Raw genomic sequence first — 15330 nt, forward strand, 5'->3', positions numbered from 1 at the left:
GCTCATGCGAGCAGGATCTGTCCGGCGGATGGGACGTGTAACGCATCGCGTACTGCGGTGCACTCAACGAAGAGAACACCGAACACTTAAGGAGCGTCCGTGTCCCAGCCCCGCGATTTCATTGACCACAGTCCCGTTGATGCGACGACGTCACACAGCGCACAGGTGGTGCCCGGTTGGCGTTTGAATTTCGCCGCCGGCGCCATCCCGTTCACCGCGGGATTGATCACTTTTGTGACCACGCAGCTCGGCGTGGCACGCCCTGATGCTCCGTGGCCGACCGGCCTGAGCAGCTTGGGTTTTACCTTCAACAGACTTGCGGCCGCAGGAAACGGCGCTCAGCAGTGGGCCGAATTGACGGGATCGGTTGGCGGTGTCAACGTCGCGGCCGCGGCCGTCGCGGTCAGCGTGGTCGCACGGTTCGGGCTGCGCGCCGGCCAGCGGTGGGCCTGGTGGTTCCTGGCCTTCTGCTTGCTGTGGATCGGGCTTCACGACGCATTCGCCGCCACCCGATTCTTTGCCGCCACTGGGCAACCGATCATCGTCATGCCCTACAGCTATGTCGCGCTGATGCTTGCGGGTCTCATCCGATCCCGGAAAGCGATCTTCACCCCGCAGGTCCGGAATTGACTCGTCGACCCTCAAGGCAACGTAAACCGCTTGTCCTGCCGACGGAGATGCCATGGCGATGGCTCCGACACGCGGCGTGGCTCAGCAGCTGCCGGTACACGGCCACAAACAGTCCCACAGATCTCGTCAGCGGTTACCCATCGTGTGGCACCGCCTTTTGGTATCTACCGAAGCGCGCTCATGCCAGGGCCCGTCACACACCGCCTGATGCTGTACTGTCCAGTACACATTGGGATGTCTTTCGACACCCGTCACCGATTCACGACCGGCAGCGGAGGTCATTGGCCATGACGGCAAGACAGGCCACCGACGACACCGAACTGCTCGACGCGCTGCGTCGCCGCGAGCACTGGGCGTTCACCAGGCTGGTGGACCAGCACACCGGCCCGATGTTACGAATCGCGCAATCATATGTTCCCAGTCGCGAGGTCGCCGAAGACGTCGTTCAAGAGACATGGATTGCCGTGCTCAAAGGGATTGACCGCTTCGAGGGTCGATCGGCGTTGCGGACCTGGCTGTATTCCATTTTGGTCAATCTCGCCAAACGACGCGGCGTGGCGGAAAGCCGCGAAAGCGAGAAGTCGGAGCGAGCACACACGGTTGACCCGGCGCGCTTTGAAGGCCCGGAGGATGCGACTCCGGGGCACTGGAAAGAGCATCCATCGCCGTTTCCCCTCACGCCTGAGGGTTCGGTGCTCGGCGGCGAGTTGCTGCAGGTGGTCAATGAGGGGCTCAGTGAACTCCCGCAGCGACAAAAGCTGGTAGTCGCACTACGCGATGTGCTGGGCTTCGACTCCGATGAGGTCTGTCAACTCCTGGACATCAGCCTTGCCAATCAGCGCGTGCTGCTGCATCGTGGGCGGGCGGTCGTTCGGCAGCGCCTTGAGGACTATCTTGTAGGACAACCATGACGCACCAGCCTATGAACTGCAATGAGCTTGTCGAGCTTGTCTCTAAATATCTCGACGACGAGCTCGACGCTCGACGCCGCGCCCGCTTTGATGCGCACCTGGGCGACTGCGAGGGTTGTCGACATTATCTTGAGCAATTTCGGGCGACGGTGGGCGCGCTAGGCCGCATCACCGAGGAGGAATTGGACCCAGATTTCCGCGATAGGCTCCTGGCGGCAATGCGCGGACTGCGCGACTGAATGATTCCTCGCCCAGCACACCCGAACACACGCTGAGATACGTTAGTCTGCTTGATCTTTCAACTTGGCTGGCACGGCTTCGCGGTAGAGCTCGCCTCTCGGCGGCCAAGAGCGGGGAAAGGGCACGCTCACCGGCAGCATCTCGACCGGGGTGTATTCGGCGGCGGCGTACAGGAGACCGTTGCGGCAGACGATGGCAGAGCTTGCCAGCATGGCCTCGATCAGCTCGGCTGCGAAGGCTTCCGGCGTGGTCCGCAAGAGGCGCGCCGCATCAACCAGCCACAACCGTTTATGCAGATAAGACTCGACCGCGTTGACCGCGATCCCGTCGTGAATCATCAACGCGAACGCGAAGATTCGGCGAGCACCGTACCACACCGCGTTTTCGGGATCGTCGATGAGGCGCTGGGCTCGGCGGCGCGCTGCGGCTAGGGCGGCGCTCGCGTCGGACGGAATCGGCCCGTGCGCTGGCAGCAGCACCCGCGGACGCAGATCAGTCATGCGATGCAGTGAGGTGAGAGCGGTTTCGGCTGCATCGGGTCCGTCCAACGCCAGATTAACCCAGCCAACGTCGTAATCAGAGAGCGCGTCACCGGTTACCAGGAGCCGCTCGTCGGGCTGCCACAGACACAGGTGCCCCGGCGTATGCCCAGGCGTGCGGATGACTTGCCAGTCGCAGTCGCCAAGCCTGAGGATTGCGTTGTCCTCCAAGGACATGTCAACGACGTAGGGGCTGACCGGCTGGTCGAGGTATTCCGCCTGGCAGCATCCCGGGTCGCGTCGGGCGAGCGCATCAGCGTCGGGAGTGCTGGCGGCGATCGCCGCTCCCATCGCCTGAAGCAGCGCGTTCGCACCGACATGATCTGAATGCCAGTGGGTGTTGACGACCCATCGAGTGCGCCGACCGTGCGCACTGGCCCAGGCGACCGTCTGCTTGGCGTGGCCGATAAAGCCACTGTCGACCAGCGCCGGCTCACGACCGGCGATCAACAGCAGGTTGGTGTCGGGGAACGGCCGGCGTTGCCAAATCGTCCAGGGTGGCAGCGTCGACTGAGCGGCGCGACTTACCATGACGGGGGACGGCCTTTGAGTTGCTGCCAGTAGCGCCGATGCGCCCGACGGGCCGGCGCGGCGGTCATGTAGTCGGGAAGGTCTTCATCGAGTGAATCAGCGAGTTCGGTGATGTCACGCAGCGCAGCGGCCTGACAGGCCCGCTTGGTGAAGGCGTACTGCTCGAGACAGTCCTCGGGAGTTCGTTCAGCCACTTCGACGGCGCGATCAAGCAACGCGTGGGCCGGCACCAACTCATCAACCATCCCCAGCGCGTAAGCTTCTGCAGGAGAGAAGGTTTCGCCAAGCAGGCTGGTACGTGACGCCACTGGCTCGCCCCACGCGTGAGTAAGCATTCGGACGTATACTGCCGGCATGGGGATTCCGATCGGCACCTCGTTGAGACCAAATCGTGCACCCTCGCTGATGGCGACCCGGTAATCGCATACGGCCGCCGTGATCAAGCCGCCCGCGAAGGCGTGCCCGTTGAGCGCCGCCACCACCGGGCGTGGATAGGTAAACACGCGCATGTTCGTGGCTCGATATTGCTCGAACCACGACGCGACGGGCGCGCGATCACCTGCGAACAGCGGGAAGTGCTCCCCCAAATCCAGACCTGCGGAGAACCGCGTACCGCTACCGGTGAGCACCACCGGCGAGCTAGCGTGGTCGCGTTCCAGAGTGTCGAAGGCCTCGTGTAAGTCGGCGAAGAACGCGCGGTTCTGCGCGTTGACGAGATTGGTTGTCATCGTCACCACCGCGACGCGATCTCTGCGCCGGATATCCCAACTCATCCTGTTTCCTTGCGGTCATTCGGATTTTCACTGCTGGCACCATGTCACGGCCGCCGTTGCCCGAGCGCGGCTCTTGCGGGGGTGTGGGCGCGATAGATCTGCTCTATCCCGCGTAACGCCGTGCCGGTTCCGCACATCAGCGGCGCTGCAGCACGATGCGCCCGCCGTCTTTCGGTGTGTACGCGACGCCGCGCGAGTGCATTTTCTCGCCCGGGTCGGTCGTCGCGTCGAGAATGAAGTGGCGCAACACCGTTCGCAACACGACATCCATCTCGAAGTTGGCGAATGTTGCGCCGACGCAGCGTCGGGTTCCACCGCCAAACGGCAACCAGGCAAAGTTCAACGGACGATCGCCGATGAAACGGTCGGGGTCGAATCGGTCAGGCTCACAGAAAGCACGGGTGTTCCCATGCAGCGAGGCGATACTGATCAGGATCGAATAATCTTGCGGCACGCGCCATTGGCCAAGTTCGAACATCGCAGTCACCACACGCCGACCCGCCATATCGATGACCGTGCGCGCACGCTGTACCTCACAAATTGTTGCCTGCCGCAGCTGATTGCCCTCGCCGGCGGCTTCGGCAGCCAATGCTGTGGCGATTGCCGGGTGTCGGCGCAGCCGCTCAAAGGCCCAGGCCAGCGTCGAGGCCGTTGTCTCATGGCCCGCGCCCACTAACGTGAGCAACTCGTCGCAGATCTCCGCGTCAGACATCGCTGAGCCGTCGTCGCAGCGGCTGCGCAACAGCAATGCAAGGATGTCGCTGCGTTCGCCGAGATCTGTTGCAGCTCTGGCTTTCTCAATCAATCGATAGATGATTTCGTCAAGCTGGCGCCGTGCTAGCGCCAGGCGCCCCCACGGGCCGTAGCGGGCCAAACCGCTCGACGGCCGCGGCAATAGCACCAGCCGGGAGGCCCGCGTGACCCATCCAGGAACGAGCCGCCGCAGTTCTTCGAATTCGGTGCCTTGGGCTCCGAATACGGCGCGCAAAATCACGTTCAGGGTGAGCCGGTTCATCGGCTCCAGTGTTCGGAACTCCTGTCCGATCGGCCAGCGCGACGCTTCTCGCAGCGTCTCTTCCTCGATGATCCGCTGGTAGCTTTTGATGCTCCTGCCGTGAAACGGTGGTGTCAGGAGTTTGCGGCGGTCGCGGTGCTGCTGGCGGTCAAGGGCGAACACCGATCCTGGCCCTAGCACTCGACTCAGGTTCGGCTGAATATTAACGAGATCGTCGGTGCTCGCCGCGAACACCTGTTTGGCGAGCAGCGGGTCGGCTACCACAACGGTGTTGCCAAACACGGGAATATCAAGAGTAAAAACGTTGCCGCAGCGGCGCACCCCCTGGCGGAGCGTCCAAGGACGCGATATCGAAAAGCCGATTCCCGCTAACAACTTGGGCCATGGGAGCGCGGGCGGCAACTTCGCCGTGGCCGTAATGTGCCGAACCCGTGCGACTGGCACCACGTCGCGCATACTCGCCGTCCCATCCGTGGTACATCATAGTACCACACCGATCCAGATCGTACCGGCGGGTACATTACGGTGCAAGACCGGGTGTCGGGCGTTGGACTTGACGTCAGCTGCGCGTGGCCGCCGAACGCACGGTCAACAACTGCAGTGCGGTCGCGGCCGCACTGGCACAACCGCTACCCAGCAGCCGCACGGCGATCGCCGGCTCTCGTTCCTCCCGACCATAACCGGCACCTGTAAGCGCGCCACTGACAACGGATTTGGCTTCTCCGAGTCTCTACTGGTGGGACAGAGGGTCCCGGGTTGCCAGATTCGCTTCTGCTAGCGCCCGGCGTAAAGCCTGCAGTAGGGGTCTGTCATCGTTGCGGCGCCAGGCGAGCACGAGCTGACTCGCGCTCAGTCCGGTGACGGGGCGGATGACGACGCCGTCGCGGTCGATCAGTGGGACATTGCCAGCGGCAAGTAGGCACACGCCCAGCCCAGCGTTGAGTGCTTCGACGGTTTCGTCAGTGCTGGCGGCTTCGGCGCCGATGCGCACGGGACGCCCGTCGCGGGCGTCGAGAGCCAGCCAGTAATCGCGCAATACTCCACTTGAGGGCGGCAGGGCGATGAAGGCCTCGTCGAGCAGGTCGGTGAAGGCAATGGTGTCGCGGTCGGCGAGGCGGTGCTTGGGGGGCAGGGCGACCATGCGGAGTTCGGTGGCCACCTGCAGCCACTGATAGGACTCCGGCCGGGGTAGAGGGAGCCAGACGAAGGCGGCGTCGGTGCGCTGAAGGCCAGATGCGACTATGTCGCGGTGTCTACGGCGCAACCAACGTCATCGACTACGCAGCAAACAGAGGAGCAATCGACGCCTTCGCCAAAGCCCTTGCGCTCAACCTGGGGCCGCGGCATCAGAGTCGACACCGTCGCCCCTGGCGCCATCTGAGCCTCTCCCGCCGCCTGCTTCACCAGCGGGATCTTTGTCGAGGTCCACGGCGGCTGGATCGGCTAGGAACGAGCTCACCCCCTCAAACTCAAACCAACAGACATGACTATGTGAGGAAAGACCTCAGATCATGCTAGGAGTCAACGGCGGACGTAATGCCCAGTTCACTATCTTCGTGTCCGACGTGTCCGATCCGTCGGCGATCATCGAGGGTTTGAGCGAGGTGTGACAGCAGTGTCGACAAGGTGTTTGCAAGCCGTTGACGCTCGCCAGGTTCGATCCCGTCGAGAAGCTCGTTCTCGTGGGTCAGCACGGCAGTGACGAGATTGTCGGTGATCTCGCAGCCGGCTAGGGTCAGCTCGACGTCGACCACCCGTGAGTTCTCGCGGCTAGTGCGGGTCACAAGACCCTGTGCGACAGCCCGTTCGACGCGTTGGGTGATCGCTCCCGCGGTGATGAGAGACGCGTCGGCCAACGCTCGTGTCGTCATGCGATACGGGTGACCGCTACGGCGCAACGTAGATAACAGATCGAGCGTGGCGGTGTCCGCACCGAGGGACCGGACAAGCCGTGCGCGATCGTCTCCGAGCAGCTTGGCGATCTGCCACAGGCGAGTCACGATACCGATGGAATCGGTTGATACTGAGGGCAACTCGCGTCGCCAGGCAGCAACGATGGCATCTATGGTCTCGTTGGGGTTGCGCGCGGCCACTCTCGCCTCCTGGTACCTTGGTTTAGGTCTAAACGTTAGATTACGAGGAGGTCCTGCAATGCGCAAAGTGGTCGTTACTGGTGGTGGCAGCGGAATCGGGCGGGCCGTTGCTGCTGTGTTCGCCGCCGGTGGGGATGAGGTCGTCATCACCGGGCGGCGGGGTCGGCTTCTGGAATCGACGGCGCGTGAACTGCCGGGTTCGGTCCGCGCACTGGTCGTTGATGGACTGGATGCAAAACGGGTTGAGCTGGTTTCAGCAGAGTTAGGGGCAGTCGACGTGCTCGTAAACAATGCCGGAGGTAACACCGATTTCGATCGGCCGTCGCCGAAGCGACTGGTCGACATCGCCGCAGCGTGGCGTTCAAACATGGACGCCAATGTCACTACTGCGGTGTTGATGACCGCTGCGCTGTTACCAGCGATGGCCGCCGAGTCGTCGATCATCACCATCGGATCCATTGCAGCCGATAAGGGTGCAGGGTCGTACGGGGCGGCGAAAGCCGCGGTGGCCTCATGGAATGTGGATTTGGCGCGCTCGGTGGGCGATCGCGGGATCACGGCAAACATCGTTTCGCCGGGGTACGTTGCGGATACCGAGTTCTTCCGCGACGTCCTAGATGACGAACGCCGAGAGACCTTGGTAAATGCTGCGATGACTCGGCGCGCCAGCAAGCCCGCTGACATCGCAGCAACTGTCGCGTTCCTGGCGTCACCCGGCGCACGCCAAATCACCGGTCAGACCATTGCAGTCAACGGTGGCGAATGGCCGAGTCGCTGAAGCACAATGCCCCTAGTCGCGATGGTTTATCCCTCGGCGTTGATCGGAAACGAACGCGGTTGCTGTGTGCTCAGATCGGACGGCGCGCTGACCTCGGGGGCGCGGCAAACACGCTTGCGAGCGCCGTCCGTCGTCGCGCGTTTCAGTACTTTCGGACAGAGTGCCCTTCACCCAATCGATCACCGCGCGGCCCAACTCTTTCGGGATGGCGGCGGAGCCCCGCACCCTGACACGCTGGGGTACACGAGGTCCGTTGCACACGCGGACGGAACTGCACCGCAGAGAGGGGGTTGCTCGTCCATGAACACCCTGCCGGCGCTCGTCGGCGATCAACTGGGCGTGCCCCGCACCAACGATGAGGGCAGCAGATGATTGAGCGTTTCTTCGAGACCCTGACGGCCGACAATTGCGCGCTGCTCCTGATCGACCACCAAGTCGGCACAATGAATTTCGGTTTGACCGATGTCGAAGCGCTACAACTGAAGAATCAGACGCTGTGGTTGGCGGAATCGGCGGCCGCATTTCGGCTACCGGTCATCTTGACGACCAGCAACCCAGACGGAGCTAATGGTCCGCTGTTCCCGGAATTGCTTGCCGCCCTGCCAACCGCGCCCGTCATCGACCGGCTGAAAATCAACGCCTGGCAGGATCCCGCTTTTGTCGAGGCTGTACGTATCACCGGCCGAACCAAACTCGTCATGGCCGGTGTGACGGCCGACGTGTGCCTGACATTCCCGGCACTCGGGGCCGTTAGTGACGGCTATGACGTATATGCCGTCATGGATGCCTCGGGCACGCTCAACCACCACGCGCTGTCTGCAGCAATGTTGCGGATGAGTCAAGCCGGAGTGAAGATCGCCAACGCAAACATGGTGATCGCCGAAATTCTGAGCGACTGGGGCGGCGAGTTCGCCGCCCCGCTCGCGGACCTGTATGCACGACGCGTACCCAACTTCGGGTTTATCACTCATCAGCTCGCCGCGCGCGACTGAAACCGCCACAGAAATAACCACACAACGAAACGGACGGATGAACACATGTCCTCAGTTATGGACTCCCCTGCGCCCACCACGACACCCAGGCTCTTCGACCTAGAGATGCTGGACGGTGCGATTTACAGCGGCGGGATCAGTTATGCATGGATAACAGTCGCTGCCGTGTTCACCTTTGCTACCACCGGTCGTAAACCCACGTTCACATGCCGTGCGGCCCCAGCCTCCCCATACGGGCTAGACTGCCCGAAGTCGACGGCTCCAATCCGCAACCCAGGCAAGGTGCTTGGCATTCACGCCGAGCTTTTTCGCGACGGCGGCGACACCGCCGTTCACCTCAACCAGACGGCCGAACAGGCTGTCCGCACCCGACCACCATCCCGTTGCCGGCAAGCTGACCTGACGGTCGTTGGCGAGCTATAGGGCAAGATGTTCGCGCACGTCGGACAGGTCGAGCGGTTCCAATTCGAGCACGCGGCGCCAAATAAGCCTCGTCGACTTCTATGCCGGAATCGGCTGCCGCGGCGAGAACGGCAACTACGAGATCGTCGCCCTCGGGCGCCTTCGTCGCGGTCCTGATGACGTCGTGAGCGGTGAGATATTCCGACCGTGGTCCATATCCGGCATTCTCAAGGCGGTGACGGCGACACCGGGTCGGTCTTTGCGCTGAATCAGGAAACGAGGGCCGCGATGGTTGCCGTCGTGTCGGCGAGGGCTGCTGCGCCGATGTTGCCGATGGATTCGTCGAGCGCTACCGCGGGAAGCCACTGAACTAGCTCGGGCAGGACAACGCCCTTGGGTTGCTGCACAGATACAATCATCGCCATTGTGCCACTGGGGATTTCACCGGGAATGAACGGGCAGGTGATCACGCGCCCGGTTGCAGCGGCGAGGTGTATCGCGTTGGAGAGTACGACAACATACAGCTCGTGTCCGGTGTCGCGGCGCGGCCTGACGTCGCCGGGGGTGATCAAAGGCCTGCGGCCCGGTTGGCCTGGTAGACCGTCTGCGCGTAGGCGTCGATATCCAACGCCGGAACGGTGTGCGCGGTGTAGTGGTCCAGCGAGATCCGGAGATGCTCGTGGTGCAGGGCCCGCTCGATCATCTCGGAACGATTCAAGCCGACCGCCTGGGCATCCGCATCGGCCGCCGCAAGCACAGCCTGATCTATCGTCACCGACACCTTCGCCTTTGTCATACTTATTATCCTACCTTAAGGAGGATAAGCGTCCTGCTTGGTCCAACCGTCGCCTGCATTCCTCAGTTCTGTTCTCCAATGCAAGCATCACCCTCCGGCATCCGATCCACGTGCACGGCACAGGCGCACGGTCGCCGATCGCTGGACGCCGCTCGCCGCCTCGCTCCGAACGACTTGAGCGGCCCGCCCCGCGACCCGCGCTCAACACTAAATGTCGGTGATTGGTCTTACCTGGGCCGTCATCACGGCGCACAAGAAAACCTGCCGCTCACGGCGACTCATCAGCCTGCCGGACCACGACGGCCCACCGCTTTCCCGGTGCACTGTTTATCGCGTCGAACGCCAGGCATCCTGCCTGGTCGACCAACCATGCCCAACGTCAAACTTGACTGCCAGCGCGAAAGCTAGACCTACACATCACGACCCCACTGGCGCCCAAAATTCGGTCTTGACAATGCGCCTGCCTGCCGGTGTCAACGAACTTTTGCCCACATCGCCGTCGTGGATAAAGTTGCTACCTTCCGGCCACGACTGCGCCTACGCCTTATCCGTCTCAATCAGCGCACGCAATTCTTCGGCGATCTCTTCGACGAGTAGTCGCCCTGGCCCTTCGTAGAGGTTTTGCGAGCCGGGTCCGGACCGCTGCCAGGAACCCCGCTTCGGCGGGTACCTTTCCCCAAACAGGACGATTACTTCTTCGGGCGGCTTGTTGATCAACTCGGCTTGACGAGAATGCCAGATCAGTCCCTGAAGCGGCGGATCATGTTTCTGTGCAAGAGCTGCGATCGCCAGGCGCCGGGTGCATGCATAGTGCTCGGCCGGACTCGAGATCACTTGGCTGCGCTTGAGGTTTAGCCGCGTCAGCTCCGGATCGCGAAGGTCGCCCAGCGCAGCATCGACCGGCAACTCGATGTGCGCCAACAGCTTCTCGTGCAGATGGGCGTCGTAGGCGATCATGCTGCCCAACTGGTGGACATCGTGAAAGACCGACTCGAGCAGGACCCCGGTAGGCGATTCACCCACATACATGTTCGACAACCGCTTTCCGGTGATGGGGTCGTCGATCGGGGCAAAGCGGGTGTCGCCCCAGCCTGCATTGAATTCGTCATATCCCCACTTACCGTCGTACACGCGGTAGAGCATGCGGCCTTTTTCGAGGGGCACTGCATTCAATGTGGGCAACGTCGCGACTACACCACAGCCCGCCGGGTGGGGGCACACCAGATCCTGGGGCGGAGGCGTAGCGGTCACGTCGAGCCGGTGTTCTAGGCGGCCGCACCCGCGGCGAAGCGCTGGGCTGCGCGCAGCGCACGCGCTGGATCAGTCGTTGCGGTGCGCTCTGGTACCTCGCCGGAGAGAAAACTCGTCGGGCTGGTAAGCCACGTCCACAAGGACCAGTCCCGCACTCCCCCATTGGCAAGTGCTGCCAGGATCGGCGCCAACTCGGCGCGCAGCTTGCCGTGCTCATCGAATTGAAACGCCGGTATCAAGGTCCTGCCGCCATGGTCAACGGTGAATAGTTGATGCGCTTGTCGACGTCGCGCCACCCACGTTCTGGTGTTGGACTCCGACGAATTGCGCTGCTCACTCAGCGATTTGTAGGTGTGGAAAGGCGTCGCGAGCAGCGCGTTGCGGTGGGCGGCCAAACGCTTCGACTGCGACAGGGTCGCGGCGGGCGTCAGACTAACGCCATGGCCCATCAGCACGCGAAGCAGCTCTTCGCGCGACGCTTCCACATGCTCGGCTTGCAGCGTGCGAATAGCCTTGAACACCTCAATGAACTCGCGGATGTGTGCACCGCCCTGCGGGTCATGCACGAGCGCGTTGCGTAGTTGTAGCAGGGCGAATGCCTCGTGTGGGCCCTCGGTTCCTCCGAAGAAATTGAGGAGCTGAAGCGCCTCGGTGAGCTCCCCTCGGGTAACGCCACGGACCTCCAGTCCATCGTCCACCTCGGCGATAACATAGTCCGACATCATGTAGCAATCGTAGCACTTGCTGCGATCGGCGTCAGTTCGCTACAAACCCAAATCGACGCACACGGCACGGCGGACGCCCACGGTTGGGACGGTGTTCCATCGCGGGTGATCGTGCCGACCGCTGAGCCTCAGGCGTCGATCTTTGCGTGGACAAGCGACACCGTCATTGGCGTCAGAGCGCTAAGCCTGATTCATCTGTTGAATCAATCGCTTTCACTCGCTCCAATCGACTGCGGTGAAAAGCCCTTCATGAGTACGAATTGCGCAAGTTATCGCCAGTGTAGACAATTGCGAAATGCACTGCGGCGAAACATGTTAGAGAATATCGCGACCTTGATCGGATCGGCGGTATCAACATCGGTCGAATTCTCTGGCATTTTGCTAGTTGGGCCGCGGTTGCCGGATGCATCCAAGAGATCGAGGTCCTGCAAGTTGGCGCTCTCGAGTAGTCGAACCATGACCTTGCGACGGTGAACCGCCGGTTGGGCAGTACGACGCGGCCTATGGGTGGAGGTCTGAGTCGACCTTCGTCGGCGCCACTTCCGGGCTCTTGGCCCCTGGCTTGAGCATACGGGCTGATCAAGTTTTCGGCGATTGACTCGGGCTGTGAAATAATCTGCGCTGCAACAGGATAGGGAATAAGGGCTCGTTCTACGTTCTACTGATAACCCGCCGTATTCGCATCCGCTATATTCCTCACTCGACGGAAGTTGTGGGGCAGACGTGACGGCCACGATCATTCCTCGTCGTCATTGACGCCTCCGGCCACCCGCGCCCTCAGGTGGTCGATGTAGTCGGAACGGATCACTCGGTTACACCGGGGGCGTTTGCCGCCGTTGACGTCCTCGACGTACTTGGCCAGCAATGCCGGGTTCTTCCCGGACCAACCGTGGGCAAGCGCCCATCCCTGCGCATCGCGTCGCCGTCCATTGGGATGCCGGCATCGTGGAGTTCGAGGAGCACACTCACGACGTCGTCCTTCTCGTAGCCAGCCGCGATTGTGTTGTTGTGGTTGACCGTTAACGTGAGACTGTTCATCGCCTCGATCACCACGGGGTCTAGCTTCGGCGTGAGGTCCTCCCACTCCGAACCGTTGCCGAGGATATCCGGTCGCATCTGCGTTACCCACGGCCGAATCCGGTTGGCGTTCCAAGTGATCACACACAACCCCCGGATCATGTGATTGCTGAATCGGACCAGTTCGCCGATGTCGTCCATGCCTGGCCAGGCCATCAGCACCGGGCCGTGGCCACGCACGTATGCGCCTCCTCTGCCGGTCACGTGCTCGACGTCGGAGTGGCGGATGACCAGTCGGTTCAACATGTCGCAGTTGCGCAGGTTGGACTTCAGCTTGGTCCAGACAGTGAGGGTGTCGCCCTTCTCCATGTGAGACGTGCACCAGCGGATGGCTTCAGCCACACCGCCGTCGTCATAGCTTGCCACGGCGGTGGGGTAATTCACCTCATCATCGAACATCGACGGCTCCTGCTTCATCCCGGCAGTCACTACCGTAGCCACCAGCGCCGACAAAGTTTTGGCGAAAGCGCCTGTGACCCAACTCGTGTCATTGTGGTGGGTTCGGCCTGACGAAGGGCGATCTGCGGGCGATCCGGCCCCAGCGACACCAACGCGGCAGCAATAGCAAATCCAGCCGCAGCCGGGCACTGTCGGGTTGGGCAGCATATGGCACCAGACTTGCCCGAGCACGTTTGAAATCGTGCGCCGCACACGTCTCACAAGGGTCCGAAGCACCACCACGGCGAACGGCGTCGGCCACGCTGAGGAAAAGCGCCCGACGTGCGTGGGCTCTGACCGGGCTGAAGTGCCCGCATCGAATATGGTCGCCACTCACCTAGCCGCCTTGGCCGACCGGCTTTTCCGCGGAACCACCCCGGGCCGCGCTGGGCCGCCCAACTCTCGAAACGACGGCGGAGACGAAAGAACCGGTACCAGTGCCACTCTTCGTACTCCGCGGTCTCCAGATCCGTGCCGTGCAGATTTCGGCGGAGGTCAAGTGTCCAAGGACGTGGTGTACGTCGTCGTGTGATTCTTCGGGGTGATGGTTCAGGCGGTCAGTGCCGCCGGGGGAAAACCCCTTTTCGGTGCGTTTGCTAGCGTCGTCCTGACCGACAGTGACCGAGGCATGGTCAGTGTGGATGAGCGCCAACGCCCGGCCCTTCATGGTGGCTCTGCGCTGGGTGGCGGTGCTGTCCTTAAGCCTTTGCGGGCCTCGGCCACGCTCGGATAGATCGCGATGACGGTGTGAAGGCCGGTCAGCCGCAGCGGTCTAGCTGTGGCCGGGCCGTCAGCGACCACTGCATAAGCCGTAGTGTCGGTGGCGTGGTGAGCCTGGACAAGCACGTCGATGCCCACCGCACTCATGAATTCGACGTGGGACAAATCGATGATGAGCGCGGCGGGCCGTTGTTTGAGAACCTCGTTGACGCGGTGAGCAAAGTGTGGCGTGGTCGCGAGGTCAATAACTCCCGATGCCGACAGCACGAGAACTGCTCCGTCATATGATTCTAAAAGACGAAGTCCGTGAGAGGAATTCACCGTATCCTGTGACCCCGCTGGCTGGTATCGGCGTGCCTTAAGGCTGCTGGCTGCCGCCGGAACTCGTCAGTGTCGTTGAGCGTTCGATGTGCGTCTGCGCGAAATCTGATGTGGATGACGCCTCTTGCTCGGCGCGCGATGATAGCGGAAGGGTGTCCCCCAATTGGCGCGTAGCAGCGATCAGCGCGGAGGCCCGTCCAGTTAGGTGTGCCCGGCCGGTACATCGGGCATCGGCCGACGGTCGCGTATACCCCATACCCCCGGACGGTACCATATGTGGCCAATCTCGCCCCACAACCGACATGGGTTGCTCTGCGGTGACGGCTTGACCCGAGGCCACCGAGCAGGCGGTCAGTCAAAATGCGGGCAGTTACTGCGAGGAAAGTGCGCCAAGCGGTGAACCGCGAGCCTTCAACTTTGGACCAACACAGGGGTCGGGTGGCCTGCCGGCGCCGAAGGTCCCCCGGGCACAGCGTGCCATGCACCAGAAAGGTGTTCGACGGCCTTTCGTAACCTTCCCGCTCCTTGTCACACGCGCCACCTGCCCGTACCCTCAGGGGGTATGGGGTACTTGTCGGCACGGACGAAAGCGATGTTCCATGGCCGCCTGTCGTCAGCACGGCACAGGGCGCGCTGCTACCCTCCAATTATTGCGCAAAGTCGCCGTCATCGTGCTGCCCAACCAGAAACTCACTGCTGTGCTGATCGCCGATAACCCAGGATCCTCGGTCATCACGGCTAGCACCTGGAAGCCGGGATGATGACCATTCTGAACTACACCGCTTATCGACCTGACACAGCCGGAAGGCAGATGACGCTGCAAGTGCCCCCTAGGACAGTTAATGGCCGGTGCACGAGTTCTAAACATTGGGTGTGCCGGGCATACCGTTGTTGACAAATCCGATCAAGAAAATGGTGCGTCTAAATATGCTTGCCCTCTTGCACTATTACGATAATCCACGTGGGACAGCGCCAGCATTGAGAGGCTCGCTTAAATTCACCGTCCCCTCAATTAAAGTTTTGGCACTCCGACAAGATGTGCTCATCCGGTGATCCGCGGCAGACGCACGTTCGTCAGAAGTCCCGCAGTGGCCAAGT

The 15330-nt window shown here is 62.0% G+C and carries 16 protein-coding genes; 5 read left to right on the forward strand and 11 right to left on the reverse strand.

The genetic code is table 11. The annotated features are described in order from the left end of the window. Positions 1–99: 99 nt before the first annotated feature. The 3 genes from QXK92_RS30555 to QXK92_RS30565 all read left to right on the forward strand — a co-directional run bounded on the left by QXK92_RS30555 (position 100) and on the right by QXK92_RS30565 (position 1780). Positions 100–630, forward strand: a complete 531-nt coding sequence (locus QXK92_RS30555) for a hypothetical protein (protein ID WP_142277974.1) — start codon at positions 100–102, stop codon at positions 628–630. Positions 631–917: 287 nt separating this feature from the next. Then, a complete protein-coding gene (locus tag QXK92_RS30560) occupies positions 918–1541 on the forward strand; it encodes an RNA polymerase sigma factor (protein ID WP_084270468.1) in 624 nt (207 codons plus the stop codon). Next, on the forward strand, positions 1538–1780 hold the full coding sequence (locus QXK92_RS30565; protein ID WP_236724443.1) for an anti-sigma factor: 243 nt from the start codon (positions 1538–1540) through the stop codon (positions 1778–1780). The genes QXK92_RS30560 and QXK92_RS30565 overlap by 4 nt, the downstream gene beginning before the upstream one ends. A 42-nt stretch (positions 1781–1822) precedes the next feature. Here QXK92_RS30565 and QXK92_RS30570 read toward each other — a convergent pair whose 3' ends face one another. The 5 genes from QXK92_RS30570 to QXK92_RS30590 all read right to left on the reverse strand — a co-directional run bounded on the left by QXK92_RS30570 (position 1823) and on the right by QXK92_RS30590 (position 6732). Next, a complete protein-coding gene (locus QXK92_RS30570; protein WP_306248212.1) occupies positions 1823–2851 on the reverse strand; it encodes an MBL fold metallo-hydrolase in 1029 nt (342 codons plus the stop codon). Further along, on the reverse strand, positions 2845–3624 hold the full coding sequence (locus tag QXK92_RS30575; protein ID WP_033719513.1) for an enoyl-CoA hydratase/isomerase family protein: 780 nt from the start codon (positions 3622–3624) through the stop codon (positions 2845–2847). The genes QXK92_RS30570 and QXK92_RS30575 overlap by 7 nt, the downstream gene beginning before the upstream one ends. A gap of 136 nt (positions 3625–3760) precedes the next feature. Then, positions 3761–5095 (reverse strand): cytochrome P450, encoded by a 1335-nt coding sequence (locus QXK92_RS30580; RefSeq protein WP_306248215.1) that lies wholly within the window; start codon positions 5093–5095, stop codon positions 3761–3763. A 274-nt stretch (positions 5096–5369) separates the two neighbouring features. Beyond that, entirely contained in the window at positions 5370–5903 is a 534-nt protein-coding gene (locus QXK92_RS30585; protein WP_306248217.1) for a LysR family substrate-binding domain-containing protein, read from the reverse strand. Positions 5904–6153: 250 nt separating this feature from the next. After that, on the reverse strand, positions 6154–6732 hold the full coding sequence (locus QXK92_RS30590; protein WP_306248218.1) for a MarR family winged helix-turn-helix transcriptional regulator: 579 nt from the start codon (positions 6730–6732) through the stop codon (positions 6154–6156). Between the two features lie 58 nt (positions 6733–6790). Here QXK92_RS30590 and QXK92_RS30595 point away from each other — a divergent pair, with 58 nt between their 5' ends. Then, positions 6791–7510: an SDR family NAD(P)-dependent oxidoreductase gene (locus tag QXK92_RS30595; RefSeq protein ID WP_306248374.1), complete on the forward strand. Its 720-nt coding sequence runs from the start codon at positions 6791–6793 to the stop codon at positions 7508–7510. Positions 7511–7878: 368 nt separating this feature from the next. Next, a complete protein-coding gene (locus QXK92_RS30600) occupies positions 7879–8502 on the forward strand; it encodes an isochorismatase family protein (protein WP_033719519.1) in 624 nt (207 codons plus the stop codon). A 671-nt stretch (positions 8503–9173) separates the two neighbouring features. On the opposite strand, the gene QXK92_RS30605 is transcribed toward QXK92_RS30600, so the two are convergent. From QXK92_RS30605 to QXK92_RS30630, 6 genes are all read right to left on the reverse strand, one after another. Continuing rightward, a complete protein-coding gene (locus QXK92_RS30605; RefSeq protein ID WP_055580841.1) occupies positions 9174–9476 on the reverse strand; it encodes a hypothetical protein in 303 nt (100 codons plus the stop codon). Further along, on the reverse strand, positions 9473–9700 hold the full coding sequence (locus QXK92_RS30610; protein ID WP_055580842.1) for a ribbon-helix-helix protein, CopG family: 228 nt from the start codon (positions 9698–9700) through the stop codon (positions 9473–9475). The genes QXK92_RS30605 and QXK92_RS30610 overlap by 4 nt, the downstream gene beginning before the upstream one ends. 537 nt (positions 9701–10237) lie before the next feature. Continuing rightward, on the reverse strand, positions 10238–10864 hold the full coding sequence (locus QXK92_RS30615; RefSeq protein WP_156452357.1) for an RES domain-containing protein: 627 nt from the start codon (positions 10862–10864) through the stop codon (positions 10238–10240). Between the two features lie 101 nt (positions 10865–10965). Next, positions 10966–11676: a hypothetical protein gene (locus QXK92_RS30620; protein WP_055576976.1), complete on the reverse strand. Its 711-nt coding sequence runs from the start codon at positions 11674–11676 to the stop codon at positions 10966–10968. 804 nt (positions 11677–12480) lie between these two features. Then, positions 12481–13152 (reverse strand): hypothetical protein, encoded by a 672-nt coding sequence (locus QXK92_RS30625; protein ID WP_156452356.1) that lies wholly within the window; start codon positions 13150–13152, stop codon positions 12481–12483. 702 nt (positions 13153–13854) lie between these two features. Next, positions 13855–14232, reverse strand: a complete 378-nt coding sequence (locus tag QXK92_RS30630) for an STAS domain-containing protein (RefSeq protein WP_063892821.1) — start codon at positions 14230–14232, stop codon at positions 13855–13857. Between the last annotated feature and the right edge of the window lie 1098 nt (positions 14233–15330).

The organism is Mycobacterium sp. TY815 (assembly GCF_030755135.1).
Classification (GTDB): Bacteria; Actinomycetota; Actinomycetes; order Mycobacteriales; family Mycobacteriaceae; genus Mycobacterium.

Bases quoted from the DNA above. Each gene is read 5' to 3' on its own strand.
- QXK92_RS30560 (WP_084270468.1), top strand. From the start codon at position 918: ATGACGGCAAGACAGGCCACCGACGACACCGAACTGCTCGACGCGCTG.
- QXK92_RS30565 (WP_236724443.1), top strand. From the start codon at position 1,538: ATGACGCACCAGCCTATGAACTGCAATGAGCTTGTCGAGCTTGTCTCT.
- QXK92_RS30570 (WP_306248212.1), bottom strand. From the start codon at position 2,851: ATGGTAAGTCGCGCCGCTCAGTCGACGCTGCCACCCTGGACGATTTGG.
- QXK92_RS30575 (WP_033719513.1), bottom strand. From the start codon at position 3,624: ATGAGTTGGGATATCCGGCGCAGAGATCGCGTCGCGGTGGTGACGATG.
- QXK92_RS30580 (WP_306248215.1), bottom strand. From the start codon at position 5,095: ATGCGCGACGTGGTGCCAGTCGCACGGGTTCGGCACATTACGGCCACG.
- QXK92_RS30595 (WP_306248374.1), top strand. From the start codon at position 6,791: ATGCGCAAAGTGGTCGTTACTGGTGGTGGCAGCGGAATCGGGCGGGCC.
- QXK92_RS30600 (WP_033719519.1), top strand. From the start codon at position 7,879: ATGATTGAGCGTTTCTTCGAGACCCTGACGGCCGACAATTGCGCGCTG.
- QXK92_RS30610 (WP_055580842.1), bottom strand. From the start codon at position 9,700: ATGACAAAGGCGAAGGTGTCGGTGACGATAGATCAGGCTGTGCTTGCG.
- QXK92_RS30620 (WP_055576976.1), bottom strand. From the start codon at position 11,676: ATGATGTCGGACTATGTTATCGCCGAGGTGGACGATGGACTGGAGGTC.
- QXK92_RS30625 (WP_156452356.1), bottom strand. From the start codon at position 13,152: ATGTTCGATGATGAGGTGAATTACCCCACCGCCGTGGCAAGCTATGAC.